Origin of the sequence: Pseudomonas putida (genome assembly GCA_029953615.1) — a bacterium.
In the GTDB taxonomy this organism is placed as follows: Bacteria; Pseudomonadota; Gammaproteobacteria; order Pseudomonadales; family Pseudomonadaceae; genus Aquipseudomonas.
Genome location: CP124529.1, coordinates 3,494,682 through 3,521,236, shown reverse-complemented (window position 1 = coordinate 3,521,236; position 26,555 = coordinate 3,494,682). Strand labels below are relative to the sequence as shown.

Annotated in this window: 29 protein-coding genes and 1 pseudogene; 9 read left to right on the top strand and 21 right to left on the bottom strand. The window is 65.4% G+C overall.

What is annotated here, in order from left to right:
- Positions 1-161 precede the first annotated feature (161 nt).
- Complete coding sequence (ffh, locus tag QIY50_16165; protein WGV18962.1) at positions 162-1,538, bottom strand: signal recognition particle protein; 1,377 nt, start codon at positions 1,536-1,538, stop codon at positions 162-164.
- A 287-nt stretch (positions 1,539-1,825) separates the two neighbouring features.
- Here ffh and QIY50_16160 point away from each other — a divergent pair, with 287 nt between their 5' ends.
- The 3 genes from QIY50_16160 to QIY50_16150 all read left to right on the top strand — a co-directional run bounded on the left by QIY50_16160 (position 1,826) and on the right by QIY50_16150 (position 5,412).
- The gene (locus tag QIY50_16160; protein ID WGV18961.1) at positions 1,826-2,635 is read left to right on the top strand and encodes an inner membrane protein YpjD; all 810 of its coding nucleotides are present in this window, start codon (positions 1,826-1,828) and stop codon (positions 2,633-2,635) included.
- A 9-nt stretch (positions 2,636-2,644) separates the two neighbouring features.
- The gene (locus QIY50_16155) at positions 2,645-3,850 is read left to right on the top strand and encodes a transporter associated domain-containing protein (GenBank protein ID WGV18960.1); all 1,206 of its coding nucleotides are present in this window, start codon (positions 2,645-2,647) and stop codon (positions 3,848-3,850) included.
- A 260-nt stretch (positions 3,851-4,110) separates the two neighbouring features.
- Entirely contained in the window at positions 4,111-5,412 is a 1,302-nt protein-coding gene (locus tag QIY50_16150) for an MFS transporter (GenBank protein WGV18959.1), read from the top strand.
- 115 nt (positions 5,413-5,527) lie between these two features.
- On the opposite strand, the gene purT is transcribed toward QIY50_16150, so the two are convergent.
- The 5 genes from purT to QIY50_16125 all read right to left on the bottom strand — a co-directional run bounded on the left by purT (position 5,528) and on the right by QIY50_16125 (position 8,790).
- Positions 5,528-6,709: a formate-dependent phosphoribosylglycinamide formyltransferase gene (gene purT / locus QIY50_16145; GenBank protein ID WGV18958.1), complete on the bottom strand. Its 1,182-nt coding sequence runs from the start codon at positions 6,707-6,709 to the stop codon at positions 5,528-5,530.
- Between the two features lie 76 nt (positions 6,710-6,785).
- A complete protein-coding gene (locus QIY50_16140) occupies positions 6,786-7,253 on the bottom strand; it encodes a VUT family protein (GenBank protein ID WGV18957.1) in 468 nt (155 codons plus the stop codon).
- Between the two features lie 176 nt (positions 7,254-7,429).
- Positions 7,430-7,621 carry a DUF1289 domain-containing protein gene (locus tag QIY50_16135; protein ID WGV23071.1) on the bottom strand — a complete coding sequence of 64 codons (192 nt, stop codon included), beginning with the start codon at positions 7,619-7,621 and terminating at the stop codon, positions 7,430-7,432.
- A gap of 1 nt (position 7,622) precedes the next feature.
- Positions 7,623-8,147, bottom strand: a complete 525-nt coding sequence (locus QIY50_16130; GenBank protein ID WGV18956.1) for a gamma carbonic anhydrase family protein — start codon at positions 8,145-8,147, stop codon at positions 7,623-7,625.
- Positions 8,148-8,190: 43 nt separating this feature from the next.
- Positions 8,191-8,790, bottom strand: coding sequence for a CoA pyrophosphatase (locus tag QIY50_16125; GenBank protein ID WGV18955.1), 600 nt, complete (start codon positions 8,788-8,790; stop codon positions 8,191-8,193).
- Between the two features lie 124 nt (positions 8,791-8,914).
- Here QIY50_16125 and QIY50_16120 point away from each other — a divergent pair, with 124 nt between their 5' ends.
- Both QIY50_16120 and QIY50_16115 read left to right on the top strand, forming a co-directional pair.
- Complete coding sequence (locus tag QIY50_16120; protein WGV18954.1) at positions 8,915-9,466, top strand: NUDIX hydrolase; 552 nt, start codon at positions 8,915-8,917, stop codon at positions 9,464-9,466.
- A gap of 22 nt (positions 9,467-9,488) precedes the next feature.
- Positions 9,489-10,043 (top strand): L,D-transpeptidase family protein, encoded by a 555-nt coding sequence (locus tag QIY50_16115; GenBank protein WGV18953.1) that lies wholly within the window; start codon positions 9,489-9,491, stop codon positions 10,041-10,043.
- A 53-nt stretch (positions 10,044-10,096) separates the two neighbouring features.
- Here the strand turns inward: QIY50_16115 and QIY50_16110 are convergent, their stop codons facing one another.
- From QIY50_16110 to QIY50_16050, 13 genes are all read right to left on the bottom strand, one after another.
- The gene (locus QIY50_16110; GenBank protein WGV18952.1) at positions 10,097-10,297 is read right to left on the bottom strand and encodes a hypothetical protein; all 201 of its coding nucleotides are present in this window, start codon (positions 10,295-10,297) and stop codon (positions 10,097-10,099) included.
- A 231-nt stretch (positions 10,298-10,528) separates the two neighbouring features.
- Positions 10,529-11,188, bottom strand: coding sequence for a general secretion pathway protein GspN (locus QIY50_16105; protein WGV18951.1), 660 nt, complete (start codon positions 11,186-11,188; stop codon positions 10,529-10,531).
- Positions 11,185-11,571: a type II secretion system protein GspM gene (gene gspM / locus QIY50_16100; protein ID WGV18950.1), complete on the bottom strand. Its 387-nt coding sequence runs from the start codon at positions 11,569-11,571 to the stop codon at positions 11,185-11,187. Before gspM ends, QIY50_16105 begins: the two co-directional genes overlap by 4 nt.
- Positions 11,568-12,644 (bottom strand): GspL/Epsl periplasmic domain-containing protein, encoded by a 1,077-nt coding sequence (locus QIY50_16095; GenBank protein ID WGV18949.1) that lies wholly within the window; start codon positions 12,642-12,644, stop codon positions 11,568-11,570. The genes gspM and QIY50_16095 overlap by 4 nt, the downstream gene beginning before the upstream one ends.
- Complete coding sequence (locus QIY50_16090) at positions 12,641-13,192, bottom strand: type II secretion pathway protein XcpW (protein ID WGV23070.1); 552 nt, start codon at positions 13,190-13,192, stop codon at positions 12,641-12,643. The genes QIY50_16095 and QIY50_16090 overlap by 4 nt, the downstream gene beginning before the upstream one ends.
- Positions 13,193-13,577: 385 nt before the next feature.
- Positions 13,578-13,946, bottom strand: coding sequence for a type II secretion system protein GspI (locus QIY50_16085; protein ID WGV18948.1), 369 nt, complete (start codon positions 13,944-13,946; stop codon positions 13,578-13,580).
- On the bottom strand, positions 13,943-14,374 hold the full coding sequence (gene gspH, locus QIY50_16080) for a type II secretion system minor pseudopilin GspH (protein ID WGV18947.1): 432 nt from the start codon (positions 14,372-14,374) through the stop codon (positions 13,943-13,945). The genes QIY50_16085 and gspH overlap by 4 nt, the downstream gene beginning before the upstream one ends.
- Positions 14,375-14,377: 3 nt before the next feature.
- Complete coding sequence (gspG, locus tag QIY50_16075) at positions 14,378-14,812, bottom strand: type II secretion system major pseudopilin GspG (GenBank protein WGV18946.1); 435 nt, start codon at positions 14,810-14,812, stop codon at positions 14,378-14,380.
- A gap of 17 nt (positions 14,813-14,829) precedes the next feature.
- Positions 14,830-16,032 (bottom strand): type II secretion system inner membrane protein GspF, encoded by a 1,203-nt coding sequence (gspF, locus tag QIY50_16070; GenBank protein ID WGV18945.1) that lies wholly within the window; start codon positions 16,030-16,032, stop codon positions 14,830-14,832.
- Between the two features lie 3 nt (positions 16,033-16,035).
- Positions 16,036-17,484, bottom strand: a complete 1,449-nt coding sequence (locus tag QIY50_16065) for an ATPase, T2SS/T4P/T4SS family (GenBank protein ID WGV23069.1) — start codon at positions 17,482-17,484, stop codon at positions 16,036-16,038.
- Positions 17,484-19,199, bottom strand: coding sequence for a type II secretion system secretin GspD (gene gspD, locus QIY50_16060; GenBank protein WGV18944.1), 1,716 nt, complete (start codon positions 19,197-19,199; stop codon positions 17,484-17,486). The genes QIY50_16065 and gspD overlap by 1 nt, the downstream gene beginning before the upstream one ends.
- A 52-nt stretch (positions 19,200-19,251) precedes the next feature.
- On the bottom strand, positions 19,252-19,677 hold the full coding sequence (locus tag QIY50_16055; protein WGV18943.1) for a pilus assembly protein PilZ: 426 nt from the start codon (positions 19,675-19,677) through the stop codon (positions 19,252-19,254).
- Positions 19,674-21,314: a lipoprotein UxpA gene (locus tag QIY50_16050; protein ID WGV18942.1), complete on the bottom strand. Its 1,641-nt coding sequence runs from the start codon at positions 21,312-21,314 to the stop codon at positions 19,674-19,676. The genes QIY50_16055 and QIY50_16050 overlap by 4 nt, the downstream gene beginning before the upstream one ends.
- 224 nt (positions 21,315-21,538) lie before the next feature.
- Between QIY50_16050 and QIY50_16045 the strand changes: the two are divergent.
- Positions 21,539-23,600 (top strand): annotated as a pseudogene (locus QIY50_16045) (PhoX family phosphatase).
- A 148-nt stretch (positions 23,601-23,748) separates the two neighbouring features.
- Here the strand turns inward: QIY50_16045 and gspK are convergent.
- A complete protein-coding gene (gspK, locus tag QIY50_16040) occupies positions 23,749-24,714 on the bottom strand; it encodes a type II secretion system minor pseudopilin GspK (protein ID WGV18941.1) in 966 nt (321 codons plus the stop codon).
- 144 nt (positions 24,715-24,858) lie between these two features.
- Here gspK and tatA point away from each other — a divergent pair, with 144 nt between their 5' ends.
- Genes tatA through tatC form a run of 3 tightly spaced genes read left to right on the top strand, consistent with a single transcriptional unit; the run spans position 24,859 to position 26,137 of the window.
- Positions 24,859-25,092: a twin-arginine translocase TatA/TatE family subunit gene (gene tatA, locus QIY50_16035; protein ID WGV18940.1), complete on the top strand. Its 234-nt coding sequence runs from the start codon at positions 24,859-24,861 to the stop codon at positions 25,090-25,092.
- Positions 25,092-25,382: a Sec-independent protein translocase protein TatB gene (tatB, locus tag QIY50_16030; protein WGV18939.1), complete on the top strand. Its 291-nt coding sequence runs from the start codon at positions 25,092-25,094 to the stop codon at positions 25,380-25,382. The genes tatA and tatB overlap by 1 nt, the downstream gene beginning before the upstream one ends.
- Complete coding sequence (tatC, locus tag QIY50_16025; GenBank protein ID WGV18938.1) at positions 25,379-26,137, top strand: twin-arginine translocase subunit TatC; 759 nt, start codon at positions 25,379-25,381, stop codon at positions 26,135-26,137. The genes tatB and tatC overlap by 4 nt, the downstream gene beginning before the upstream one ends.
- 106 nt (positions 26,138-26,243) lie before the next feature.
- Here the strand turns inward: tatC and QIY50_16020 are convergent, their stop codons facing one another.
- The gene (locus QIY50_16020) at positions 26,244-26,555 is read right to left on the bottom strand and encodes an NGG1p interacting factor NIF3 (GenBank protein WGV18937.1); all 312 of its coding nucleotides are present in this window, start codon (positions 26,553-26,555) and stop codon (positions 26,244-26,246) included.

The window sequence follows — 26,555 nt, the reverse complement described above, 5'->3', positions numbered from 1 at the left end:
ATTCTCGGGGAATACACGGACATTTGCAAATGACTTTTTCGGCAAGGCCCTGCCCCGCCGTCCAGATCTGCCGGTTGAGCCGCGAAATCCGCGGCCATTGCCCCGCCACAGCGGGGGTTCTGGGTACCTGCCGGACAAACGGCAGGCACCCGGAATAGAGGTTACAGCTTCGGCATGCCGCCGCCCGGCAGCATCCCGCCCAGGCCGCGCATCATCTTGGCCATGCCGCCCTTGGCGGAGAATTTCTTCATCATCTTCTGCATTTGCTTGTGCTGCTTGATCAGGCGGCCGACGTCCTGCACCTGGGTGCCGGAGCCGATGGCGATACGGCGCTTGCGCGAGCCGCTGATCAACTCTGGATCACGGCGCTCGGCCGGGGTCATGGAGTTGATGATCGCTTCCATCTGCTTGAACTGCTTTTCGGCGGCGCCCTGGGCATTGCCCATCTGCGACAGGTTGACCCCGCCGATGCTCGGCAGCTTGTCCATCAGGCCGCCGAGGCCGCCCATGTTCTTCATCTGCTGCAGCTGGTCGCGGAAGTCTTCGAGATCGAAGCCCTTGCCCTTCTTCAGCTTCTTGGCCAGCTTGTCGGCCTTGGCCTTGTCGATGTTCTGCTCGGCCTGTTCGATCAGGCTGAGCACGTCACCCATACCGAGGATGCGCGAGGCGACGCGGTCGGGGTGGAACGGTTCGAGGGCTTCGGTCTTCTCGCCCATACCGATGAACTTGATCGGCTTGCCGGTGATGGCACGCACCGACAGCGCGGCACCGCCACGGGCGTCGCCGTCGACCTTGGTCAGCACCACGCCGGTCAGCGGCAGCGCCTCGCCAAACGCCTTGGCGGTGTTGGCGGCGTCCTGGCCGGTCATGGCGTCGACCACGAACAGGGTCTCGATCGGCTTGACCGCGGCATGCAACGCCTTGATCTCGTCCATCATGTCGGCGTCGATGTGCAGGCGGCCGGCGGTATCGACGATGACCACGTCGATGAACTTCAGCTTGGCTTCACGAATGGCCGCTTCGGCGATGGCCACGGGCTTCTGGCTGATATCGGAGGGGAAGAAGGTGACACCGATGTCGTTGGCCAGGGTTTCCAGCTGCTTGATCGCCGCCGGGCGGTAGACGTCGGCGGACACCACCATCACGCTCTTTTTCTTGCGCTCCTTGAGGAAGCGCGCCAGCTTGCCGGCAGTGGTGGTCTTGCCGGCACCCTGCAGGCCGGCCATCAGCACCACGGCGGGCGGGGCGGCGTTCAGCGCGAGGTCTTCGTTGGCCGCGCCCATCAGGCTTTCCAGCTCGGCCTGGACGATCTTCACGAACGCCTGGCCCGGAGTCAGGCTGCGCGACACTTCAGTGCCGACTGCACGGTCCTTGACGCTGTTGACGAAATCCTTGACCACCGGCAGGGCAACGTCGGCCTCGAGCAGGGCCATGCGCACTTCGCGCAGCGTGTCCTTGATGTTGTCTTCGGTCAGCTTGGCCTTGCCGGTGACATGGCGCAGCGTCTGTGACAGGCGGTCGGTCAGGTTTTCGAACATGGTGATCCTTTCAGGCCCAGTAAAAGCCGAGGTTTGTCAGGCGCCCAGCGGGAATGCATACCCGCCAGGCACAGCAAGGCGGCGATTATAGCGAAGTGCGGCGGCGGCGCACACCTTGCTGGCGGCCTGGTAGATATTCGGTGGCTGTGCCGGCCTCTTCGCGGGTGAACCCGCTCCCACAGGGTCTGCACCACCTTTCGCGAATGCCGCCCGCGGTCTGCCAGTCTTCCTAGACCAGCGCGATCTATGCCAAACTCCGTCTCTTTAAGGCTCGCCAACCAGGACTTATGTTCTCCTCACCCAGCCTCATCCCCAACCTGATCGCCGCCGGCCTATATATAGCCGCGGCCATCTACCAGGGCTCTTATCTTGCCCAGAACCGCAAGGCCGACAAGCGCTTGCTTGCCCTGCTGGGTGCCTTCGCGGTGCTCGCCCAGGCCGGTGCGCTGTTCTTCCAGCTGATCACCCCGCTGGGCCTGAGCCTGGACTTCTTCAGTGCCGCCAGCCTGATCGCCGTGGCCGTCATCGCCCTGACCCTGCTGGCCTGCTTGCGCATACCCGTGGAAAACCTGCTGGTGCTGCTGTTCCCGCTGGGCGCGGTGACCGCGCTGCTGGCCCAGTTCGCGCCCCCCGGCACAGTGCCGCTGGTAAACGAAGAGCCGGGCATCCTCGCGCATATCCTGCTGTCGATCCTGGCCTACGGGCTGTTCACCATCGCGGTGTTCCAGGCACTGCTGTTGCTGCTGCAGGACCGCCAGCTGAAGAACAAGCACCCGTCCGGGCTGATTCGCAACTTCCCGCCGCTGCAAACCATGGAAAGCCTGTTGTTCGGCTTCCTCTGGGCCGGCTGGTGCCTGCTGTCGCTGTCGCTGATCTCCGGCTGGCTGTTCCTCGACAACTTGTTTGCCCAGCATCTGGTACACAAAACCCTGCTGGCCTGTGTCGCCTGGGTGGTGTTCAGCGTGCTGCTGTGGGGCCGCAGCCGCCTGGGCTGGCGTGGCCACAAGGCCATCCGCTGGACGCTGGCCGGTTTCTGCCTGCTGATGCTGGCCTATTTCGGCAGCAAGCTGGTTCGCGAATTCATCCTGCATATCTGACGGCCACCCATGGATACCCTGCCGTACGCACCGCTATTCGGCACCCTGGCATTGGCGCTGTTGTGGTCAGCGCTGTTCACCGCGGTGGATGCCGCCCGCCTGCAACTCAATGGCGCGTTGCGCGCCGGCGAGGACGGCCAGCCTGTATTGCCGGCCCAGGCCCTGGTGCTGTGCGCCAGCCTGGGCAAGTTGCTGGTGCTGGGCCTGGCATGCCTGGTCGGCCAGCGCCATAGTGGCGAGCACGGCTTCTGGCTGGCCGGCTTGGCCGCCACCCTGGTCCTGCTGGTGTTTGCCGAATACCTGCCGCGGCGCCTGGCCCGGCGCAATCCGCAGGCGTTCGCCAGCCTCGGCGCCAGCCTGCTGAAAGTCCCCCTCGCCCTGCTGCAACCGCTGGCCTGCTTGCTGGATGGCATCGCCAAGCTGATCCTGCGGCCGTTCCGCGTGCAACCCACGGCCGTGGCCCTGCACCCGCAGGAAGCCGACGAGTTCGACGAGGACGAGGAGCACGAAGCACCGCGCCACGGCTTGCTGGACGGCCTGCAGTCACTGAACAAGATGACCGTCAACGACATCCTGGTACCGCGCAACGAAGTGGACGGCATCAGCCTCGACGAGCCTGTCGAGCGCATCATCGAGCAACTGATCGTCAGCCGCCACACCCGTCTGCCGGTGTACCACAGCGACATCAACCAGGTTGAAGCGATCCTCAACACCAAGCTGATCAGCCACCTGCTGCCCAAGGCCGAACTCACCCTGGAAACGCTGCTCGGCGCCTGCTACGAGCCTTATTTCGTGCCTGAGAGCACCCCCCTGCAAATGCAGCTGCTGAACTTCCACAAGCAGCAGCGCCGCCTGGGCGTGGTGGTGGACGAGTACGGCGAAGTGCTGGGCATCGTAACCCTGGAAGACATCCTCGAAGAGATCGTTGGCGAGTTCGAGGATGAACAGAGCCTGGACAACCCCCACGTGCACCCGCAGCCCGATGGCACCTTCGTCATCGACGGCACCGCTTCGCTGCGCGAAATCAACCGCACCCTGGGCTGGCACCTGCCCTGCGACGGCGGGCCGAAAACCCTCAACGGGCTGGTCACCGAAGCGCTGGAAAGCATCCCGGAAAGCGCTGTTTGCCTGAAGATCGGCCGCTATCGCCTGGAAATCCTCGAAACAGAGGACAATTGTGCCAGCAAGGTACTGGTGTGGACCGTGACCCGATAGCTATACTCGGGTTACGCTTACCCAGCCCCGCCGTCCCGCCTGCTACCCGCACCCGGCGCTCCACGGCCAGTCCGCTCCACTGACACGCCCTGCGGTCCTGCTTCAACACCCCGAACAGCGCCCGCCCCGCCCCTATCCCCCTTGGGCTATCGTCAGTCGGGCGCGCACAATAACAAAACGCTCCCGCGTCCACGCAGCGGTGCTTGCCTTATTGCCTCGCACGCCCATGGAGCCGGACCAGACTGTTAGGGACCTACTTAATGACAACCAGCAGCACCTATGCCGAAGCGCCTGCCGCGCCGGTCAACTCGCCCGCGCGGGTAGCCACCGCCAGCTTCATCGGCACCGCCATCGAGTTCTACGATTTCTACGTCTATGCCACCGCCGCTGCCCTGGTGATCGGCCCGGTGTTCTTCCCGTCCGGGTCGGGCACCGCGCAGATGCTGGCGGCCTTCCTCACCTTCGGCATCGCCTTTCTTGCCCGCCCGCTGGGCTCGGCGCTGTTCGGCCACTTTGGCGACCGTATCGGCCGCAAGTCGACCCTGGTCGCCTCGCTGCTGCTGATGGGCGTGTCCACCACCGCCATCGGCGTGCTGCCGGGCTACGACAGCATTGGCGTATGGGCGCCGATCATCCTCTGCCTGTTGCGCTTTGGCCAAGGCCTGGGCCTGGGAGGCGAATGGGGTGGCGCGGCTTTGCTGGCCACCGAGAACGCGCCGGAAGGCAAGCGCGCCTGGTTCGGCATGTTCCCGCAGCTGGGCCCGTCGATCGGCTTCCTGGCCGCCAACGGCCTGTTCCTGACCCTTGCCTTGGTGCTCAGCGACGAGCAGTTCCGCGAGTGGGGCTGGCGCATACCGTTCCTGCTCAGCGCCGCGCTGGTACTGGTGGGCCTGTATGTACGCCTGAAGCTGGAAGAAAGCCCGGTATTCGCCAAGGCCGTCGCCCGCCACGAGCGGGTGAAAATGCCGGTGGTCGACCTGTTTTCCAGATACTGGCTGCCTACCCTGCTGGGCGCAGCGGCGATGGTGGTGTGCTACGCGCTGTTCTACATCTCCACAGTGTTCTCGCTGAGCTACGGCGTGACCACGCTGGGCTATAGCCGCGAAACGTTCCTGGGCCTGCTGTGCTTCGCGGTGGTGTTCATGGCCCTGGCCACCCCCCTGTCGGCCTGGCTCAGCGACCGCTACGGGCGCAAACCGGTGCTGATCGTCGGCGGCCTGCTGGCGGTGGCATCAGGCTTTACCATGGAGCCGCTGCTGACTTCGGGGTCGACTGCAGGGGTGGCGTTGTTCCTGGCCATCGAGCTGTTCCTGATGGGCGTGACCTTTGCGCCGATGGGGGCCTTGCTGCCTGAACTGTTCCCGACCCACGTGCGTTACACCGGCGCTTCGGCGGCGTATAACCTGGGTGGCATCGTCGGCGCCTCGGCGGCACCGTTCTTTGCCCAGAAGCTGGTGAGCATGGGTGGGTTGAGCTGGGTAGGGGGTTATGTGTCGGCGGCGGCGGTGATCAGCCTGATTGCCGTGCTGTGCCTGAAAGAGACCCGCAATACGCAGCTGTAAAGTAATGGGGGCCGCGTTGCGGCCCTTCGCGGGCACGCCCGCTCCCACAGGGGTAGCGCCGAAACCTGTGGGAGCGGGCGTGCCCGCGAAGGGCTGCAACGCAGCCCCGATCGGATCAGAACTCGACCTTGACCGCCTGCGATGCACGGGTCGCCTTGGCCCGCGCCGCTTCGACCGACTCGTCACGTGCCAGGCACACGCCCATGCGACGGGTACCGTTGATTTCCGGCTTGCCGAACAGGCGAATGGCGGTATCCGGCTCGCTCAGCGCCGCGCCCAGGTTGGCAAAGCTGGTCTGCTGCGACTGCCCCTCTGGCAAGATCACCGCCGAAGCCGACGGGCCGAACTGGCGCACCGCCGGAATCGGCAGGCCGAGAATGGCGCGGGCATGCAGGGCAAACTGCGACAGGTCCTGGGAAATCAGGGTCACCAGGCCGGTGTCATGCGGGCGTGGCGAGACTTCGCTGAACCACACCTGGTCGCCCTTCACGAACAGCTCAACACCAAACAGGCCGCGACCGCCCAGGGCATCGGTGACTGCCTTGGCCACGCGCTGCGATTCGGCCAGGGCCTTCGCGCTCATGGCCTGCGGCTGCCAGGATTCCTGGTAATCGCCTTTCTCCTGGCGGTGGCCGACCGGCTCAAGGAAGGTGGTGCCGCCAACGTGGCGCACGGTCAGCAGGGTAATTTCGTATTCGAAGTCGATAAAGCCCTCGACGATCACCCGGCCCTTGCCGGCGCGGCCGCCTTCCTGGGCGTAGTCCCATGCCTTCTGCAGGTCGGCATCGCTGCGCAGCAGGCTCTGGCCTTTGCCCGACGAGCTCATTACTGGCTTGACCACGCACGGGTAACCGACGTCGGCCACGCCCTTGGCGAAGTCCTCAAAGGTGTCGGCAAAGTGGTACGGCGAGGTTGGCAGCTCCAGCTCTTCGGCGGCCAGGCGGCGGATGCCTTCACGGTTCATGGTCAGCTGGGTGGCGCGGGCGGTCGGCACCACGTTGAAACCTTCGTTTTCCAGCTCGACCAGGGTGGCGGTGGCGATGGCTTCGATTTCAGGGACGATGTAGTGCGGCTTCTCGGCCTCGATCACGGCGCGCAGGGCTACGCCATCGAGCATGTTGACCACGTGGCTGCGGTGCGCCACCTGCATTGCCGGGGCATTGGCGTAACGGTCGACGGCGATCACTTCGACGCCCAGGCGCTGCAGCTCGATCACCACTTCCTTGCCCAGCTCGCCACAGCCGCAGAGCAGTACACGGGTCGCGGTGGGCGACAAGGGGGTTCCGATACGGGTCATTTCAGGTCCTCGAAGGCGTCCGGGGCCGCACCAGGCTTGGCGCCGCCCGCTGAAAAAGGACCGCTATTCTACACCATCAACCCGCTACGGCGGCCCGCCGGGCGCGAAATGCCATGGCCAGCCACACGGCGGTGACACCGGCGAATTTCGAAGCCATGGCGGTGCCGATCACGGCCGGGGTCAGGGCACCGATCATGCCGAAGAAGATGAAGGTGTCTACCGGGATGCTAAGCGCCGAACTCAGCCACAGCCGATCGCGCAGCGGTCGACGGGTGATGCTGAACACCAGCCAGTCGATCAGCTCGGAAATGAAGAACGCAGTGGCACTCGCCAGGGCGATAGCCGGTTCCGAGGTGACATAGGACAGCACCAGCGCCACCAGCATGGCGACCAGGGCGCCATGGCCGAAGCGGGTCTGCACCATGTCGCGCAGGATGAACACCAGGCCGCCCCAGGCGGACCAGATGATGTCCAGGTGTGGCGCGCTGGAGAAGGCGTAGTTGATCAGCACTACGCTGCTGATGTAGGCAATCAGATAGAACATGGCGGGCTGTCTTTGAGCAAGCGGCACAGATTACCGCTGGGCCGTTCGCGGGTAAACCCGCTTCGGGGGCTGTCGCTGTACCTGTGGGAGCGGGCGTGCCCGCGAACACCGGCAAAGCCGGTGCCATGGAGCGCAGTGGCTGCTTCGCGGGCACGCCCGCTCCCACAGGGAATGCGTCAGGCCTGGAGGATGAGGCCGGCAGCCACTGCCCGTTCATGGCAGCGCTTGAGCACCGCCCGGCGCTCGTCATTGTCCATCCGCCCCCAGCGGCCGATCTCGGCCACGGTTCGCTGGCAGCCGGTGCAGATATCCTGCTCGTCCAGCGCACAAATGCTCACGCACGGCGAGGCCACCGGACGCTCTACCACATCACTCATCGTCAACCACCAGCTCCTGGGCATATCGCTGGGCATTATGCACATAGTGCGCGGCGCTGGCTTCAAGCATGCGTTTCTGCTGCTCGGTCAGCTCGCGCACCACCTTGCCCGGCGAGCCCATTACCAGCGAACCGTCGGGGATCTCCTTGCCTTCTGCAATCAGCGCATTGGCGCCGATGATGCAGTGCTTGCCGATGCGTGCGCCATTGAGGATGACCGCGTTGATACCAACCAGGCTGTAGTCGCCCACCGTGCAGCCATGCAGCATGGCGTTGTGACCAACGGTCACTCCCTTGCCCAAGGTCAGCGGCGAGCCCATGTCGGTGTGCATCACCGTGCCATCCTGAACGTTGCTGCCCTCGCCAATGTCGATCAGCTCGTTGTCCCCGCGCAGCACCGCGCCAAACCACACGCTGGCATTGGCCTGCAGGCGCACATTGCCGATCAGCGTCGCGTTGGGTGCGGCCCAACTGGTGGGGTGGCTCTCGACCCGCAGGTCACCCAGGCGGTATTTCATGCTTGCTCCTCAGGCTGCAATGCAGACGACGGGGTGGCCCCGCTCAGTTTTCGATGTAACGCTCCGGGGGCTGGTGCAGGCTGATGCCGGCATCGAACAACAGATTGACCAGTTCGACGATCATGATCGCCGACAACCCCCAGATCTTGTATTCGCCATACCGATAGCTAGGGACGTACCAGCTGCGCCCCTGGTAATCGATACGGTGGGTATGGTCGCGCGGGTCCTGGCGGAAGAACTCCAGCGGCACGGTGAATACTGCCGCGATCTCGGCATCATTGGCGCGGTATTCGACAAAATCGGGGATAAGCCCGACGAATGGCGTCACTTTCAGGCCATGCAGCGAAATCAACGGGCTGAGCGGGCCGATCACTTCCACCAGGCCTGGCGGCAGGCCGATTTCTTCTTCGGCTTCGCGCAGGGCGGTGAACACCAGGTCCGGGTCTTCCGGGTCGCGGCGGCCGCCAGGAAAGGCCACTTCGCCGCCATGGGTGGACAGGCCCTTGGCGCGCAAGGTCAGGACCAGTTCGGGCGCTTCGCTGCGGGTAATGGGCAAAAGTACCGCCGCTTCGGGGAACCGTCGGTCGGTTTCCAGTGATGCGGGTTGGTGTTTGCTCATTCGGCGAAGTAGCTCGTCCAGCATTGCGCACGCTCGTATCCAAGGCCTGCCTTGCATGATGCACCAAAGGTGCGAAGCACCCAAGCCCTGTGCGCTTGCGGCAAACCGACTGTCGCGCCAAGATAAACCTGAGCAAAGGGAACCCTACATGAAATACTGCAGCGCCTGCGGCCAGCCGGTCACTCAGCAGATCCCCGAGGGTGACAGCCGCTTGCGGTATGTCTGCGGCTCTTGCCGGATCGTCCATTACCAGAACCCCAACATCGTCGCCGGCGTATTGCCGACCTGGGGCAGCCAGGTGCTGCTGTGCCGGCGCGCCATCGAGCCACGCCGCGGTTTCTGGACCTTGCCTGCCGGCTTCATGGAAAACGGCGAAACCCTCGACCAGGCCGCCCGTCGCGAAACCGTCGAGGAAGCCTGCGCCCGGGTTGGCAGCATGAGCCTGTACCAGCTATTCGACCTGCCGCACATCAACCAGGTGCATGTGTTCTTCCGCGCCGAGCTGGCAGACCTTGATTTCGCTGTCGGCGTCGAAAGCCTGGAGGTGCGGCTGTTCGAAGAACATGAGATACCGTGGGGCGAGCTGGCTTTCCGCACCGTCACTCGCACACTAGAATGCTACTATCACGACCGCATCGGGCAGCACTACCCCATAGGCCATGAGTACCTGCCGCCGATGAACGTCACTACCACTACCTAGAAGCTTTCAGGGATACCGTTACATGCGCTGGTTGTTTGCCCTTTTCTGCCTTTGCGTTACCTCGGTGTCCCAGGCGGCCTTCACCGAGACCATCATCCGCAAGCCCCAGCCGGCAGTGCAAACACCCTCGCCTTCGCAGCAGGCCATGCAGCCGCTGATCGACAAGGTGCTGGTCATCAAGTCCGAACGCCGCCTGCAGCTGATCAGCCGCGGCGAACCGCTGAAAACCTACCGCATCTCGCTGGGCAAACAGCCAAAGGGCGCCAAGGAGCGCGAAGGCGACAAGAAAACCCCCGAGGGCCTGTACTGGCTGGACTGGCGCAAGCAGAGCGACCGTTTCAACCTGGCCATGCACATCAACTACCCGAACATCAACGATGCTGCCCGTGCCACCCGTGAAGGGGTGAGCGCCGGCAGCATGATCATGATCCATGGCACGCCAATCAACGACGAGTACCCGGAGTGGTACTTCCATACCCTGGACTGGACGGATGGCTGTATTGCCATGCGTAACCGCGACATGCAGGAAGTGTGGGACCTGGTGCGGGATGGGACGTTGATCGAGATTCGGCCTTGAGGGCGTAACAGAAAGCTATTGCAGGCCCGGCAGCGCGTAGGCGTTGAGGGCAATTAGCTCAGGCGTGGCAAGAGGGTGACCAAAGCAAACACCATCAGCGCCAACCCAGCCCCAAGGGTGAACGGCAACCAAAGTTTTATCGGGTTGGCACGCACCGTCTGGCGCATTTCTGCATGGAAAGCTGCTACGTCGGCGTGCAACTGCGCCAACTCGGTAGCGGGGTCGAAGGGAGGGACAGGACGGCGTGTCGGCATGGATCATCCTCAATTGCAAATATCAGGGCACATGGACAGCTGCCCGTAGGGTCAAACTCTGAGTGGACCAGAGCAATAATTCAAGTCTACCGCGACGGACCAGGGTGAATTCATTCACCCGAGACCAAAAACAGAAGGTTCTGTAGGAAAAGGTCGGCAGCAGCAATATTGCTGCTGCCCAATAGGCAAACGCAGTACCTGTTACAACAAGCTTGTTGTTGGTAGACGGATCTACCAGCGCAGCTCCCGTCGCCCTGTTAAAGCCTGCGGCCCAAGCCACTGTGCGCCGCGCAGCAAAGGCGTCAACTCCGCCTCAGGCTGCAACTCAAACACTACCTGCGCCCGTCGTGCGAGCAAATCAGCATCCACTGCCACCTGATGCTGCCGCTGCTGTGCCAACTGCCCTCGCAAGCGCCAGCCGCCGCGGCAGTCCAACTCCAGCCAGCCATGCCCCAACCCCAGTGACCATGGTTCGCTCAGGGCAAGGTCGGTCACCGTGACGCGGCCTTCGCTGGCGTGGCATTGGCGCCCAGCCCCCTGAAGCCGCAATGTCCCCTGCCACTGACCCGCAAGACGGTAATCGCTCAGCGCTGTCGTCTGGGCGCCTACCGCTGATGCCTCAGCCCGCCAGCGCCAAGGCCAGCCTTCGGCACGCAACTGCCAGGCCTGGCCCTGGAAGCCCAGCTGGGCGTTCGCCTGCAAGCGCCAAGGCTGCACCGTCCAGTGCAAAGGCCCGACCGGGCCCAACTGTCGAGCCTGGCCTTGCCACAGGCTGCCACTGGCGTCCCGCATTGGCAGGCCGAACGCACGCACCACCCAATTGGCCGGAAGCTCAACCAATACCGACACCACGAACACCAACACAACCCACGCCATGCCCTTGCGGCTCATGGCTGCATCACCAGGTTGAAGCGCAGGCCCTTGCCATCCTGCTCCAGCCCCCATTGCAATAGCTGTGCACCTTCTGCACGCAGGCTTTGCAACCAGCCTTGCAGCACTCGCTCGTCGGCCACCTGCCCATGCAACTGCCAGACCTTGCCCTGCGCATCGACCTCGGCCAGTTCAATCTGTCGCGCCTGGGCCGACTGGCGTAGCCGCTCCAGGTTCAACCCCGGGCCGCCTTGCAGGCTGGCGGCCTGTTCGGCCAGCCCGCGCCACTGGCTTAGCTCACGCCACTGAGCAATGCCTGTACGCAGGGCCAGGAAGCCCAGCAACAGGGCAATCAGTGCCCAAGCGAACATCAGGCGATGACGCTGTAGCCAATCGAGGTTCATGAGGCGGCCCCCAGGTCGAAGATCACTTGGGCAGCTTGAACCTGCACAGTGGCGCCTGCTGCAGCCGCCATGTCCTGCCATGGCGGCGTACTGCCCTCCCCCTCCAGGCGCAAGTGCCACCGCTGGCCATCGAAGCGCACCGCTTGCAGGCGCCAGCCGGAATTGTTACGCAGCCAAGCCTGCAAGCGGGTTTGCAGGTCCTCCAGCTGACGCGTGCGCAGTTGCTGTTGCAGTTCGTTTTCACGCAGGCGCTTGAGGGCCTGCGCGGCATGCCGGGGGCTGCTCTGTTCGCCGGTCACGGCGATGACCTGGCTGCGCCAGAGTTGCGCCTGGCGCCATTGCTGGGTCAACCATAGGCCACCCCAAACTGCCGCCAGTAGCAGGCAAGCGGCAAACAGACGCTGATGCTGGCGGGACAATACCGGCATCGAGCGCATTTTGCGGGTGCGCTCGAACAGGCCAGGCACTGAGTCGAGTGGTGCCAAGGTACTTGGCCAGTCGCCGCTAGACGGCAGCTTTTGCAGTGATGCCCAGGGTTGCTGCGGCACACTACCCAGCGCAACCGGCCAAGCCAACCAGTGCTCCTGGCCGTCCTCGGTTACCCCCTTGTACAAGGACAGGTCGGTAGCACGCTGCCAGTTCCAGGTGCTGCCTACCTCCGGCGTTGGCAGTAACTGCAACTCTGCCCAGCAACGCTCCACCTGCAAACCCCATGCAACACATTGCTCACGCCACGCGTCCAGCTGCTCACGGGCCACCACCAACAGGCGAAGGTGCCCGGGTTCACGGGCCAGGCAAGCGCAAGCCACTTCGCCGGTGGCCTGCAACAAGCGGTCTTCGAGCAGCAGCGGCCACTCCTCGCGCTTGAGCCCGGGCGGAGCCGGCACATGGAAATGGCTGCAGGCTTCGCCAGGCAGGATCAGCGCAACACGGGCCTGCAGGTTGCCCGGTGGCTCGCCCTGCCCTGCACTTTGCACAGAACCGCCCTCAACCAGCGCCCAGTGCCAGACCGGCCCCGGGCGCAGCAGCAGCCACGATCGGGCCGGGGTGCGCCGCTTCCATTCAAGCTTCATGAGCGCCCCCACGGGAGGGCGAAGGTGCAAACATAGGGTGCTCCGTCACGCTGCAGTTCCAGACGCACGCCACGGCCGGGGTGCGCCGGTTGGTCGGAAGGCCAGGCCAGCCAGCGGCCGCCCTGGTAATACAGAACATTCATGGCACTGACCCGGTCGAGCCGCTCGCGCTGGACCCAGCGTGGAGCGGCGGCGGCGTACAGGTCGGCCGAGCTTTCCAGCAGCAGGCGCTGCTCGCGGGCCTCGAAGCGCAGGCGCTGGCGTTGCAGGCGCGAACCGCCCTCAGCCTCCGGCAGGCCGGTGCTGGCGACCCACTGCAACTGGTTGCTGGCGGGTTGCCAGTCCAGCCAGCGGCTGGCCAGCGGCAGGCGCTGGTCGTAGACGCGGCGCAGCACCGGGCTGTCGAAGCGGCGCTCCAGGGCCAGGCAGAAGTCCAGTACCGAGGTTTGCTGGGTGGTGACTTGCAGGCGTTCGCGGACCTTGAGCCAGCCGTTGACCAGGGCGGCGAGCAGGATGCCGAGGATGGCGGTCAGGGCCAGGGCAACCATCAACTCGATCAGGGTGAGGCCGGCCTGGCGGTGTTTGCTGGGCTGGGTCCAGAGCTGACGGGTATGCGCCCTCTTTGTGGGAGCGGGCGCGCCCGCGAACACCGGCGAAGCCGGTGCCATACACCGAGTCGCCTGCTTCGCGGGCATGCCCGCTCCCACAGAGACCGCGCAAGCATCACGATCTCTGTAACTCATGACCGCTCCAGGGGCAGGCCGGCCTGGCGCTGTTTCGTGGGCAGGATACCGGGCTGGCGGGTATACGCCCTCCCTGTGGGAGCGGGCGCGCCCGCGAACACCGGCGAAGCCGGTGCCATCCAACGAGTCGCCTGCTTCGCGGGCATGCCCGCTCCCACAGGGACGGCACAAGCTTCACGATTTCTGTAACTCATGGGCGCTCCAGGAATACGGTGTACTGGCCTAGCGGCAGGCGCTGGTCGCGGTCGGCGAACAGTCGCAGTTCGCCACGGCGCAGGTCGCGCACACCTGTGCGGCGCAACTGCAATTGCCAATGGCAGCGCTGGCCGCCCTGGCTCAGCTCACCGTCCACCTGGTTTTCGGCAGGCCAGTACTGCTCGACGGCGAAGCGGGTTTGCAGTTCGCGAGCGCACAGCAGGCCAAGGCGGTGCTGTTGCAGGTTGTGCTGCACCGCCAAGCGCTGGCGCAGGACCTGGCTGGTGATAACCGCCAGAACAGCGGCAATCGCCAGTGCCACGGTCACTTCCAGCAAGGTGAAACCCCGCTGCCCCTGCTTCATGGCGCCACCTGCAAGCGGCCATCACGGTCCCACGCCCATTGCTGGCTGCCATCGCCCCAGCGCCAGCGCACATTGCCCGGCTGTGCCCAGCCATGCGGCGTGAACAACAGGCGCGGCTGCGGGCTGGCTGGCCAGTCCGGGTGCAAGCCCTTGGGCCAGTCGCCAAGCGCGACCGCTTCGGTTACCCAGCCATCGCCCTCGCGGCGCACAAACTCCGGGCGCTGGCCATTCCAGCGCAGCCCGCGCAATTGCCCAGCATGCCGGGCCAGTGCGGCCTGGCCACGGGTCTCTGCCGCCAGCCGCTGCAGGGCCTGGTCGACGCCGGCCTGGCCGTTGCCCAACCCGGCCACCGCCAGCCCGGTCATCAGCCCGGCAATGGCCAGCACCACCAGCAGCTCGATCAGGCTGAAGCCCCGCTGACAGCGCACCCGTTACAGCTCCCAGTTACCAAGGTCGGCATCCTGGCCTTCACCGCCCGGCTGCCCGTCGGCGCCCAGCGAGTATACATCGACCCGGCCATGTTCGCCGGGCATGCGGTACTGATACGGGGTGCCCCAGGGGTCTTCCGGCAGGCGGCGCACGTAGCCGTCGCTGCGCCAGGCCCGTGGCAGCGGTTCCTGTGCCGGCTTTTTCACCAGCGCGGCCAGGCCCTGCTCGCTGCTGGGGAAGCGCAGGTTGTCCAGGCGGTACATGTCCAGCGCCTGCTCCAGGGTGGCCAGGTCGGCCATCACCTTTTGCTTCATGGCCTTGTCCTGGTTGCCCAGCACGCTGGGCGCGACCACGGCGATCAGCAGACCGATGATGAAGATCACCACCATGATTTCCATGAGGGTGAAGCCGCGCTGGCGGTTACGTCGATGCTGCATGGCAGTACTCCTTGTCGTCACAGTTGCAGGCCCTGGTTGAGTTGCATGATCGGCAGCAGCACCGCCAGCACGATGAACAGCACCACGGCGCCCATCACCAGGATCATCAGGGGTTCGAACAGCGCCATGGCGGTATCGACCTGGCGGGCGAAGCCGCGCTCCTGGTCGTCGGCCACGCGCTCGAGCATGTCGGCCAGTGTCCCGCTGGCCTCGCCGCTGCCGACCATGTTCACCAGCAGCGGCGGGAATTGCTGGCTGGCATCCAGCGCGCGGTGCAGGCTGGTGCCGCCCTGCACCTGCTGGCGCACCTGCTCCATGGCCAGGCGGATGCGCCGGTTGCCGACGGTTTCGGTGGCCACTTGCAGGGCTTCGAGCAGGGCCACGCCGCTGCCGCTGAGGATCGCCAGGCTGCGTGCCAGGCGTGCGCTTTCCAGCACCTGCAGCAAACTGCCGATGCGCGGCAGGCGTAGCAGCACCTGGTCACGGCGCAGGCACCAGTGCGGTTTGCGCAGTAACCAGCCACCGACCACACCAAGTAACAGCGCCAGCCCCAACAGCCAGGGGCCGGCGTGCACCAGCCCCTGGCTGAGACCGATCAGCAACGAAGTAATCAGCGGCAGGCTTTGCCCGGCGTGGGCAAATTGTTCGGTGAGCTTGGGCACGACGAAGGTCATCAGGCCGACCACCACGGCAAGTGACACCGCCATCAACACGGTGGGGTAGATCAGCGCGGTACGTGCCTTGTGCTGCTGTCGTTGCACCTGTTCCAGGTGGTCGGCAAGGCGGGTCAGCACCTGGGCCAGGCGCCCGGACCGCTCGCCGGCCTCGACCAGCGCGCAGTACAGGCCGGTAAACGGTGCCCCCTGACGCGCCAGGCTGCGCGCCAGGCCCAGGCCTTCGGCCAGCGAACCGCGCAAGGCCACCAGCACACCGTGCAGGGCGGGCTGGCGCAGTTGCCGTTCCAGGGTAGCCAGGGCGTCGACCAGCGGGATACCGGCACCGGTCAGGGTGGCCAGCTGGCGGGTCAGTTCGCACAACTGGGGGCGGCTCAGACGTTGGCGCCGGGGTTGCCGGGTGCCGGCTTCGTGACGCTGCAAGCGGCGGGCGAACAGGCCCTGCTCACGCAACAACTGACGGGCATGACGTTCACTGTCGGCCTGCAAGCTGGCCTTGTGGGGCTTGCCGGCGAGGTCGACGGCCTGGTAGCGATAGGTCGGCATGGCTCAGCCCTGCACCACGCGCAGTACTTCGGCCAGGCTGGTCTCGCCACGAGCCAGGCAGTCGCTGGCCATCGCCACCAGGCTCTGCCGACGTGCGCCCAGGTAGTCCTGCATGGCCAGTTCACTGGCACCGTCATACAAAAGGCCGATCAGCCCGGCGTCCAGTTCGATGAATTCATACAGGCCCAGGCGCCCGACATAACCGCTGCCCTGGCACTGCTCGCAGCCCACCGCGTGGTAGCTGCTGCCCAGCGCCGCCAGTTCGGGCCACAGGTCGCGTTCCGCCTGCTGCAGCGGGTGCGCCACGGCACAACTGCACAAGCGCCGCACCAGGCGCTGGGCCAGCACGCCGCGCAGGCACGAGGCGATCAGGAACGGTTCGATGCCCATATCGCGCAGGCGGGTCACCGCGCCCACCGCACTGTTGGTGTGCAGGGTGGACAACACCAGGTGGCCGGTGAGGCTGGCCTGTACGGCGATCTGAGCGGTCTCCTGATCGCGGATTTCGCCGAGCATGATCACGTCCGGGTCCTGGCGCAGGATGGCGCGCAGGCCGCTGGCGAAGGTCAGCCCGGCGCGCGGGTTGATGGCGGTCTGGCCGATGCCGGCGATAGCGTATTCCACCGGGTCCTCGACAGTGAGGATGTTGCGGCTGCCGTCGTTGAGGCTGTTGAGGCTGGCATACAAGGTCGTAGTCTTGCCCGAACCGGTCGGCCCCGTGGACAGCACGATGCCGTTGGGCCGCGCCAGGCAACTGCGCAGGCCGTGCAGCACCGCCGCCGGCATGCCCAGGTTGCCCAGCGCCAGCAGGCTGGCCTGCTTGTCGAGCACGCGCATCACCACCCGTTCGCCGTGGATGCCGGGCAGGGTCGAGACCCGCACATCCACTTCGCGCCCCGCCGCGCGCAGGGTGATACGGCCATCCTGGGGCTGGCGCTTTTCGGCGATGTCCAGACGGGCCATGACCTTGATCCGCGACACCAGCATGGCGGACAGCGCGCGCGGTGGGCGCAACACTTCGCGCAGGTGACCATCGACCCGCAGGCGCACCACCAGGCTCTGCTCGAAGGTTTCGATATGGATGTCCGAAGCACGCAGGCGCAGGGCCTGGCCGAACAGACCGTTGATCAGGCGGATCACCGGGGCTTCGTCGTCGCTTTCCAGCAGGTCCTCGATGCGCGGCATTTCGCTCATCAGGCTGTCCAGGTCGACCTGGTCGCCGATGCCTTCGATCAGCGCCTCGGTGGCAGCATCGCCGGCCTGGTACAGCTGGCCGAGGCGTTCGTCGAACAGCGCAGGCTCCAGGTATTCGACCAGGCTGGGCTGACCGTGCACACGCAGCAGTTCCTGCAACTGGGCGCTGTCGGCGTCGGGCCGCAGCCACAGCTGCCAGCCGTGCTCCGCCGGTGCCATGGCCACCCCGCTCTGGCGTGCCTGGCGATAAGGCAGCATCACCAGTTACCACCTTCCAGCCGTGCACGGCTGGAGGGGAACACCTGCAGCAGTGGCGTAGCGCCTTGCGCCTCAGCCAGGTCAGGCAACTGCAGTGGCGTGGTCTGCTGCAAGGTGCGGTACTTGGCTTCGCTGAGCCCGGCCAGGCTCGGCCCGTCACGCAGGATGCGCGGGCGAATGAACACCATCAGGTTCTGCTTGGTGTTCTTCGTGGCGTCGGAGCGGAACAGCCGGCCCAGGTAAGGGATATCGCCTAGCAGCGGTACGCGCTGGTCGCTGGTGCTCAGTTCGTCGCTGATCAGGCCGCCGAGGATCACCAAGCCGTTGTCCTCGACCATGACCTTGGTCTTGATCTCGCGCTTGTTGGTGATCACGTCGCTGGCAGCCGTGGTGTCGGCAATCGACGACACTTCCTGGACGATGTCCAGGCGCACGCTGTTGTCGATGTTGATCTGCGGCTTGATGCGCAGCTTCACCCCGACTTCCTTGCGCTCGATGGTCTGGTACGGGTTGGCGTTGTTCTGCGTCACCGATCCGGTGACGAAGGGCACTTCCTGGCCAACCAAGATCGACGCCTCGGCGTTGTCCAGGGTCAGCAGGGTGGGTGTGGACAGCAGGTTGAAGCCGCTCTTGCCCTTCAGCGCGTTAACCAGCATGGCGAAGTTGAAACCGCCACCGAAATGGCCGATACCCGCCATTGCGCCGGTGGTGCTGGACAACAGGTCGCTGAGGGCCTCGTTGTCGCCACTGGCAGCGGCCCCGGCGATGCTGGCGATGTTCACCCCGTTGCTGCCGAAATTGACGATGCCGGCACCGAACTTCTCGTCGGCGAACAACCACTGCACGCCCAGTTCCTGGGCGCTGCTGTCGGAGACCTCGGCGATGATCGCTTCGACCACAACCTGGGCACGGCGGATGTCCAACTGCTCGACGATGGCGCGGTAAGCGGCCAGCTCGCTGTCGGGGCCGACCATGACCACGGCATTGGTGCCTTCTTCGTATTCCAGGCGGATGCCCGAGCCTCCGGCAACAGCCACCACGGGCCGGTCCTTGCCCTCGCCTTCGCCCGCGCCTTCGGAGGGCGCCATGCCTTCCTGGCTGAGCCCGCGCAACACCTTGACCACTTCGCCGGCATTGGCATGGCGCAGGTAGATGACCTGGGTACTGCCACTGCCTGGCGCCTCCTGGGGGCGGTCGAGCTGACGCAGCAAGCTGTCGATACGTTCCAGGTTGCTGCGCCAGTCGGTAACCACCAACTGGTGCGCCGCCGGATAAGGTGTGATCACACCGACCCGTGGGTCGATCAGGGGCTTGAGAATGCCCAGCACCTGCTCGCTGGCGGCGTTGCGCACGTTGAATACCCGAGTAGCCACGCTGTCGCTGCCCTCCCCCTGCTGCCCTCCCGCCTCCACCGGCACAGGCTCCAGGCGAGCGGCCTGGTCGGGAACGATCTTCACGCTGCCATTGGGCAGGTCGACCGTGGCATAGCCCTGGGCGCGCAGCTGGGCCAGGAAAATATCGTAGATCGCGTCGGCGTCATGCAGGTCGACGGTGCGCACGGTGACCTTGCCCTTGACCCGGGGGTCGACGATGAAGGTGGTGCCGGTGATGCGCGACACGCTGTCGATGAACTCGCCCAGGTCGGTGTCGACGAAGTTCACCTCGTACATCGGCGTGCCGTTGTCGTCGAACACCGGCTCTTCGGCACAGGCCATGGACAGCGCCAGGCTCAGCGCGGCCGCTACGCAATTATCTGACAGGCATCGTTCATCCTTGCCGCTTGAAGCCGGTCACGGCGGGGCGTGGCGGCCAGGGCAGGCGTTCACGCCGCCCCTGGTTGTTGAAAATCAGGCCATCGCTGTCGATGTCCTGCAGCACTATCCCTGGCGCCAGGCGCTGGCCGCGGGCCAGGGTGCGCACCTGCTCGCCAAAGCGCAGCACCACCACGCTGGAGGCCAGCGGCCGGGCCTTGAGGCCGCCGAGGTAATGCAGCGGCAGGCGGGTGATGGTGATGGCACCGTCGTCGACGGGCACCTGCCAGTGGCCGACCATCAAGCCCGGCAGCGGTTTGTCGGCAGCTGCAGGCGCAATGGCCGGTTGCGGCTGGCGGCCCAGTTGCAGCACGCACTGCGCGGCTAGCCAACCGGCCAGGGTCAGGCCAGCACCCGTGAGCAGGCGCGAGGCGAGCATCACGAGGCCAGCTGCCTTGGGTGCCAGCCCGGGTGCCCCTGCACGTAGCGCACTTCGGGCAGTTGCAGCGGCGCCAGTTGCCAGTCGCTCGGCTGGCGCGCGAGCCAGGCTTCAACCCGTTGCCACAGTGGCTCGCCGGCCTGGGTCTCGAATTGCAGGCCAAAGGTGCGGCACAGGCCCTGCACCGGCTCCAGGCCACTGATGCGCTTGCCTTGCGGGCTGTAGCTGACACGCCAGGCCTGGCCCTGCCAGCGCGGCAGGTCCTGGCTGTTGTCCAGCAGCAGTGGGTCGCCGAACAGTTGCTCCGCTGCGTTTTCCAGAACCTGCTCGACCTGCCGGGCCGGCGCTTCGACCACCGGTGCCGGGTAGCCACCGGTAAGGCTGATCAAGTGTTCGCGGGTAATGGCCGCCCCGGCGGGCAGCGGGTAGTCGTAACGCAGGCCCGGCAGCAGCACCGGCATGCTGCTGTCCGCGGCCAAGGCCTGATGCAGCAGGCGGTCCCAGCTGCCGCCTCGGGTGTCTCGGCGCCACAGCGCCTGGGGCGCGCGGGCCAGCGGTTGATCGAGCCAGGCCGCGTGGCCGGCACGCTGCTGGCGCAGTTCTGCCTGCAATGCCCCGACACGCTGCTGCGCGGCGGGTGCCAGCTGTTGCTCGAAGGCCGGATAGAAACGCCCATCGAACTGCCACCGCCCGGCCACGCGCTGGCAGCGCAGGCGGAAGGCGCCGCTGCCCCGACAACCGGCGAACAGCACCGGTACGCGGCGGCCGCTGGCCTGGCTCACCTCGACCGGCGCCGGCCACAGGTCCTGGCCACGAGCGCACAGCAGCACGTCGATCTGTGGCACCCGCTCGGCCAGCCACAGGCCCGGCCCGGTACCGACATCGGCCATGGCCACCACCAGGTCGGCCTCGCGCCGGGCCTGTTCGAATACCGGCTGCAACGACTGATACCACTGTTTAAGCGAGGCTTTCTGGTCCTGGGCATAGGGGTCGGTCACGCCGACCACGGCAATACGTGCGCCGCCACGTTCGAAGAAGTGCAAGGCATCCAGGCCCAAAGCCTGACGTTGCGTGTCCGCCAGCCCGGCGCCCAGGGTAACGGCGGTAGCCTGGCGATAGAGCGCCAGGCTGCGCTGTGGCCACAGCACGCGCTCATCGCTGCTGACCCGCGCTTCGATGCCCAGCAGCTGGCTGCCTTGCAAGCCGCTTTCGCCCTGAGTCAGGTAGGCCAGGCCGCTGCCATTCCAGCCTTGGCCGTTTTCCAGGGTCAGGCTGTTGCCCGCCCCAGCCTCGCCGCGCAATTGCTCCAGCAACGCCGCCAGCACCGCATAGCCGCCCAGTTGGGCAGATGCAGCCTGGCTGGCATCGAGCAGTGGCGCCAGCCGTGGGTCGGCGATACTGGCGCTGCTGCCGGTCATCCATGGGGCACGGCCCAGGTGGCTGACCGGCCCCAGGCGGGTGGCCGGCACCACGGCCTGGCCAGGCTGGCGGGCATCAAGGGTATCGGCCACGTACAGCAGGTCGAGGTGGGCGCTGCCGCCCTGCTGCCCAGGAAAGGCGGAGCAGGCGCCGAGCAACGGTGCCAAGGCACCGACACCCATCCAGCCAATCACTTCGCGCCTGTGCACACTGCTTGCCATCGAACCTGCCATCCTTATCCATGTTCACTCCGGGATCCGGATGTTGCGGCGTTGGCATTACAGTTTGATGGCAGAAATCCGACAGCCATTCCAAATTGTTCTGTAGGGCACACTTCTAAGAGCGAGTTGTTTTAAACCCTCCTTAACATTTCTGCCAAGGAATCATCATATTTGCGCACTAAAGTCGCGGTTTCCTCCAACTCAGCCAACATAAGGACACCCTGATGAGTCGAGATACCGGCGACAACCTGGACCGGAACCAAAGCGGCAACCTGCCGATGGCCAACGTCATGGACGCCTACCTGAGCCGCCGCAGCGTGATACGCGGCAGCCTGGGCGCCGCCATCGCCATGATTGCCGGTACCGGCCTGACAGGCTGCTTCGACGGTGGTGGTTCCGATCACGATGATCCGGTCACCGAGCCGCCCGTGACTGAACCGGAAGTGCCGAAACTGGCACTGGGCTTCCAGTCCATCCCCGGCTCGCGCACCGACGCCTGCGTAGTTGCCGCCGGCTACAGCGCCTATGTGCTGGCGCCTTGGGGCACGCCGATCAACAGCAACGGCAACCCGTGGAAGTCCGACGGCAGCAACACCTCGACCGACCAGGCCAACGCCATGGGCATGCACCATGACGGCATGCACTTCTTCCCCATCAACGGCAGCTCCGAAGACGGCCTGCTGGCGATCAACTTCGAGTACATCGACACCGCCGCCCTGCACCCGGCCGGCCCGACCACCGATGTCAACGGCAAGCGCCCGGTCGAGGAAGTGCGCAAGGAAATCAACGCCCACGGCGCCGGCGTGGTGCGCCTGCAGAAAATCGGTGGCCGCTGGCAGGTGGTCGACAACGACCCGCTCAACCGCCGCTTCACTACCGCCTCGCGCATGGAAATCACCGGCCCGCTGCGGGGTACCGACCCACGTCAAGACCAAGTACTCCACCGCCGGCACCCACTGCCGTGGCACCAACAACAACTGCGGCAACGGCTACACCCCGTGGGGCACCTACCTGACCTGTGAAGAGAACTGGCCAGGCATCTTCGTCAACAAGGGCACCCGCCCCGAAGACCAGCGCCGTATCGGCGTGGGCACCTCCAGCGGCCAGTACAAGTGGGAAACCGCAGCCGGTGACAGCAGCGAAGTGGCCGACGAGTTCGCCCGTTTCGACGTCACCGTCAAAGGCGCCAGCGCCACCGACGACTACCGCAACGAAGCCAGCACCTACGGCTACATCGTCGAAATCGACCCGTACAACAGCAACACCCTGGCCACCAAGCGCACCGCGCTGGGCCGTTTCCGCCACGAAGGCTGCGCCCCAGGCCTGCCCGTCGCCGGCAAGCCGCTGGTGTGGTACATGGGTGACGACTCGAATAACGAGTACCTGTACAAGTGGGTGTCCACCGCCGTGTGGGACGCCGCCGACGCCAACCCGGCCGACCGCCTGGCCACCGGTGCCAAGTACCTCGACCAGGGCAAGCTGTACGTGGCCCGCTTCAATGCCGACGGCACTGGTGTATGGCTACTGCTGGACGTGGCCACCGCCACCACTGGCGGCAGCACCCTGGGCGCATTGTATGGCGACCTGCCGGGCATCATCCTCAACACCCGTGGTGCTGCCGATGCCGTGGGCGCGACGCCGATGGACCGCCCGGAATGGACCACGGTCAACCCGCTCAACGGCGACGTCTACCTGACCCTGACCAACAACAGCGCGCGCACCCCGGAAAAGGTCGACGCAGCCAACCCGCGCGGCCCGAACCGTCACGGCCACATCATCCGCTGGCACGACAGCGACGACCAGTTGAGCTTCACCTGGGACATCTTCGTGTTCGGCGCCAATGCGGCCGGCACCGCCGACATCAACCGCTCCGGCCTGACCGAACTGAACCAGTTCGCAAGCCCCGACGGCATGAGCTTCGATAGCCGTGGCGTGCTGTGGTTCGAGACTGACAACGGCGAGAGCAGCGTGACCGACTACACCAACGACCAGCTGCTGGCAGTGATCCCCACCAATCTGGTGGATGCCAGCGGCAAGCAGGTGCCGGTGAATGCCCAGAACCAGGTGGACCTGCGACGCTTCTTCGTCGGGCCGAATGGCTGCGAGGTGACCGGGATTACCTTCACCCCCGACAACAAGACACTGTTCGTCAACATCCAGCACCCGGACAACTGGCCGTATACCGACAAAGCTACCGATGCCACTCCGGCAGGCACCACGGTAAGACCCCGGGCTGCGACGGTAGTGATCCAGCGGATTGATGGCGGGGAGATTGGCACCGTCTGATCGAGCTGCGCACGAGGGCCGCTTTGCGGCCCTTTCGCCGGCAAGCCAGCTCCCACAGGGGTGTCACAGATTCTGCGGGCTCTGGTATCCCTGTGGGAGCTGGCTTGCCGGCGATTGGGCTGCAAAGCAGCCCCGGCAATCTCAAGCCCTACCACACCATCGGCTCCCGACTCCGCACCCGCACCTGCTGCGCCGGCACCCGGGCATGCCATTGCACCACCCCCAGCGCTTCCACCTGGAACTCGCTGCGTATCACCCGCCCCTCCTCCGCGAACGACAACTGCAACAGGAAATACCCGCTGTTCAGTAGCAGCCCTTCGCTCAGCCGTTCGAAGGTTTCGTCATCCACCGCTCCCAGCGCCTGGCGCAGAGCGGCCGCATCCAAATACCCCGACGCCGGCCGGCCGCTGATGATACGGCTGAGCAACGAGCGTGGGTAACGCCCTTCGTACAGCGCCTCCAGCAGCGGCAGGTGCTCCAGTCCCAGGGCATTTGCATTCAGCCGCCAGCCAGTGGTCTGCGGCAACGCACACAGCATCGGGTAGCGTGCCTGGCGGCTGGCATCCTGCTCCAGCAACAGGTTTAGTTCGCTGGTATCGAGCATCGGCTGGTTGGCCGCCAACCGTGGTGGCTGCTGGCGCAGGTACTGGGCACTTTCGGCACCTTGCAGGCGGGCATCGCTGTCGGCGTCGAGCCAGTCGGCCAAGGCATCGACCAGCCGCTCGGCAGCCATGTCGTCACCCAGCAGGTAACGCAACTGGCGCTCAGCACGCTCGCCGTCAGCGCCGAGCAGCGCATTGACGTTGAAACAGGTGTGCTGGTCGCGCACCCGCAACTGCGCCTGACCAGCGCCAAAATCGTAGCTCAGAGGCTGCCCGCGCAAGGCCTGCCAGAACAGCGGGCTAAGCCGCCAGCTGGGGTCACGCAGGGCCTGTTCGGCATAGGCCAGGCCTGCCTGCTCCATCGCTCGCGCCTGAACCCGCTGGTGCAACAGGCGCACATCATCGACCTGGCGCCGGCCGTCTTCCACCAGCCAGGCCATGCCCGCCGCCAGCATCGCCAGCACCACCATCACCATCAGCAGGGCCGCGCCCTGCTGTTGCCTGCCACCCATCCGTGCGTGCCTCCATCGCTGAACAAAACGCCAGTCAACACGTCCGGTGTTGCAGGTAGATGGCAGTGACCGTTCGTCATGTGCACGTCATCTACGCGAGGCAGGATTGCCTTTCCTTTTCATGACCTTACAGGAGTGGTCGCAATGGGTGGCATTGGAATCTGGCAACTGGTGATCGTACTGCTGATCGTATTCCTGCTGTTTGGTACCAAGCGCCTCAAGGGCCTGGGCAGCGATGTGGGCGAGGCAATCCAGGGTTTTCGCAAGTCGATGGGCGGTGACACGGACACCAACGCCCCAGGCCAGGCACAGGTGCAACAACAGGCCCCGCTGACCGGCCAGGCCACGCAACAGCCACAAGCGGACCGGCAGGCCTGATGTTCGAGGTAGGTTTCAGCGAGTTGCTGCTGGTCGGCATCGTCGCCTTGCTGGTGCTGGGCCCGGAGCGCTTGCCGGTGGCGGCACGCACCCTCGGGCGCGGCCTGGGTCAGGCACGCCGGGCCATGCACGCCCTGCGCACGCAGGTGGAGCGCGAGATCGAGTTGCCTAACCTCGACAGCGCGCCGTTGCAGCGCCTGGAACAGGAGATCCGCCAGGGCATCAGCCTGACTGCGGAGCCGGCCAATGATGCGGCCACGGTCGCGCTGCCCAAGGAAAACGCCTCATGAGTATTGCCATGGACCCGGCGGCGAGCATGCCGCTGACCGAACACCTGCGCGACCTGCGCAAGCGTCTGGTGCGCTGCCTGGCTGTGCTGGCGCTGGTGTTCGCCGGCCTGTTCCCCTTCGCCCAGACGCTGTACACGCTTGTTTCCGAACCGCTGCGGCGCTTTTTGCCGGAAGGCGCGAGCATGATCGCCACCAGCGTCACCTCGCCGTTTCTGACCCCGTTCAAGCTGACCGCGATGTGCGCGTTGTTCATCGCCATGCCGCTGTTGCTGCACCAGGCCTGGGGCTTTCTGGCGCCGGGGCTGTACCGCCGTGAACGGCGCATTGCCCTGCCGCTACTGGTGTCGAGCATTGTGCTGTTCTATGCCGGCATGGCCTTCGCGTTCTACCTGGTGTTCCCGATGATGTTCGGCTTCTTTGCCAGCGTGACACCAGAGGGTGTGGCGATGATGACTGATATCAGCCAGTACCTGGACTTTATCCTGGCGCTGTTTCTGGCATTCGGGCTGGCGTTCGAGATCCCGGTGGCAACGTTTATCGTGGTCTGGGTGGGGTTGGCCGATGTGGCTACGTTGCGACGCAGCAGGCCCTACGTGATCGTCGGCTGCTTTGTGGTGGGGATGATTCTGACGCCGCCGGATGTGTTTTCACAGACGATGCTGGCGGTGCCGATGTGGGTGCTGTTCGAGGTGGGGCTGCTGGCTTGTGGGATGTTGAAGCGGCCCGGGCAAACCAAAGAGATTGTGGTTGGGTGATCCGGCCTCTTCGCGGGCAAGCCCGCTCCCACAGGTACTGCACAATGCTTGAGAGCTGTGCAGTACCTGTGGGAGCGGGCTTGCCCGCGAATTGCCTTGATGCGGTCTAGAATTCGGCGAGCCGCCAGACTTCGTAGGCCGGCGTTTCATACGGGTGGCTCTGCTTGAGCGCAGCGACGACCTGGGCAATCAGGTCGTCAGCCACCACCAGCTCCACCTTCCACTCCTCCACCACCTCGACCTGACCGGTTTGCCCGAGGTACGGCTGGCTGCCGTCCAGCGGGCGAAACTGGCCCTGGCCCAGCGTCTGCCAGGCGCAGTGGTCATAGCCGCCGATGCGCCCGCCACCTGCGGCGAACACAGCGGCCTTGACCACTTCGACATGGCTGGCGGGGACGAAGAAGGCGAGCTTGTACAC

Bases quoted from the DNA above. Each gene is read 5' to 3' on its own strand.
- ffh (WGV18962.1), bottom strand. From the start codon at position 1,538: ATGTTCGAAAACCTGACCGACCGCCTGTCACAGACGCTGCGCCATGTC.
- QIY50_16160 (WGV18961.1), top strand. From the start codon at position 1,826: ATGTTCTCCTCACCCAGCCTCATCCCCAACCTGATCGCCGCCGGCCTA.
- QIY50_16155 (WGV18960.1), top strand. From the start codon at position 2,645: ATGGATACCCTGCCGTACGCACCGCTATTCGGCACCCTGGCATTGGCG.
- QIY50_16150 (WGV18959.1), top strand. From the start codon at position 4,111: ATGACAACCAGCAGCACCTATGCCGAAGCGCCTGCCGCGCCGGTCAAC.
- purT (WGV18958.1), bottom strand. From the start codon at position 6,709: ATGACCCGTATCGGAACCCCCTTGTCGCCCACCGCGACCCGTGTACTG.
- QIY50_16140 (WGV18957.1), bottom strand. From the start codon at position 7,253: ATGTTCTATCTGATTGCCTACATCAGCAGCGTAGTGCTGATCAACTAC.
- QIY50_16130 (WGV18956.1), bottom strand. From the start codon at position 8,147: ATGAAATACCGCCTGGGTGACCTGCGGGTCGAGAGCCACCCCACCAGT.
- QIY50_16125 (WGV18955.1), bottom strand. From the start codon at position 8,790: ATGCTGGACGAGCTACTTCGCCGAATGAGCAAACACCAACCCGCATCA.
- QIY50_16120 (WGV18954.1), top strand. From the start codon at position 8,915: ATGAAATACTGCAGCGCCTGCGGCCAGCCGGTCACTCAGCAGATCCCC.
- QIY50_16115 (WGV18953.1), top strand. From the start codon at position 9,489: ATGCGCTGGTTGTTTGCCCTTTTCTGCCTTTGCGTTACCTCGGTGTCC.
- QIY50_16110 (WGV18952.1), bottom strand. From the start codon at position 10,297: ATGCCGACACGCCGTCCTGTCCCTCCCTTCGACCCCGCTACCGAGTTG.
- QIY50_16105 (WGV18951.1), bottom strand. From the start codon at position 11,188: ATGAGCCGCAAGGGCATGGCGTGGGTTGTGTTGGTGTTCGTGGTGTCG.
- gspM (WGV18950.1), bottom strand. From the start codon at position 11,571: ATGAACCTCGATTGGCTACAGCGTCATCGCCTGATGTTCGCTTGGGCA.
- QIY50_16095 (WGV18949.1), bottom strand. From the start codon at position 12,644: ATGAAGCTTGAATGGAAGCGGCGCACCCCGGCCCGATCGTGGCTGCTG.
- QIY50_16090 (WGV23070.1), bottom strand. From the start codon at position 13,192: ATGGTTGCCCTGGCCCTGACCGCCATCCTCGGCATCCTGCTCGCCGCC.
- QIY50_16085 (WGV18948.1), bottom strand. From the start codon at position 13,946: ATGAAGCAGGGGCAGCGGGGTTTCACCTTGCTGGAAGTGACCGTGGCA.
- gspG (WGV18946.1), bottom strand. From the start codon at position 14,812: ATGCAGCATCGACGTAACCGCCAGCGCGGCTTCACCCTCATGGAAATC.
- gspF (WGV18945.1), bottom strand. From the start codon at position 16,032: ATGCCGACCTATCGCTACCAGGCCGTCGACCTCGCCGGCAAGCCCCAC.
- QIY50_16065 (WGV23069.1), bottom strand. From the start codon at position 17,484: ATGCTGCCTTATCGCCAGGCACGCCAGAGCGGGGTGGCCATGGCACCG.
- gspD (WGV18944.1), bottom strand. From the start codon at position 19,199: ATGGCCTGTGCCGAAGAGCCGGTGTTCGACGACAACGGCACGCCGATG.
- QIY50_16050 (WGV18942.1), bottom strand. From the start codon at position 21,314: ATGGCAAGCAGTGTGCACAGGCGCGAAGTGATTGGCTGGATGGGTGTC.
- gspK (WGV18941.1), bottom strand. From the start codon at position 24,714: ATGGGTGGCAGGCAACAGCAGGGCGCGGCCCTGCTGATGGTGATGGTG.
- tatA (WGV18940.1), top strand. From the start codon at position 24,859: ATGGGTGGCATTGGAATCTGGCAACTGGTGATCGTACTGCTGATCGTA.
- tatB (WGV18939.1), top strand. From the start codon at position 25,092: ATGTTCGAGGTAGGTTTCAGCGAGTTGCTGCTGGTCGGCATCGTCGCC.
- tatC (WGV18938.1), top strand. From the start codon at position 25,379: ATGAGTATTGCCATGGACCCGGCGGCGAGCATGCCGCTGACCGAACAC.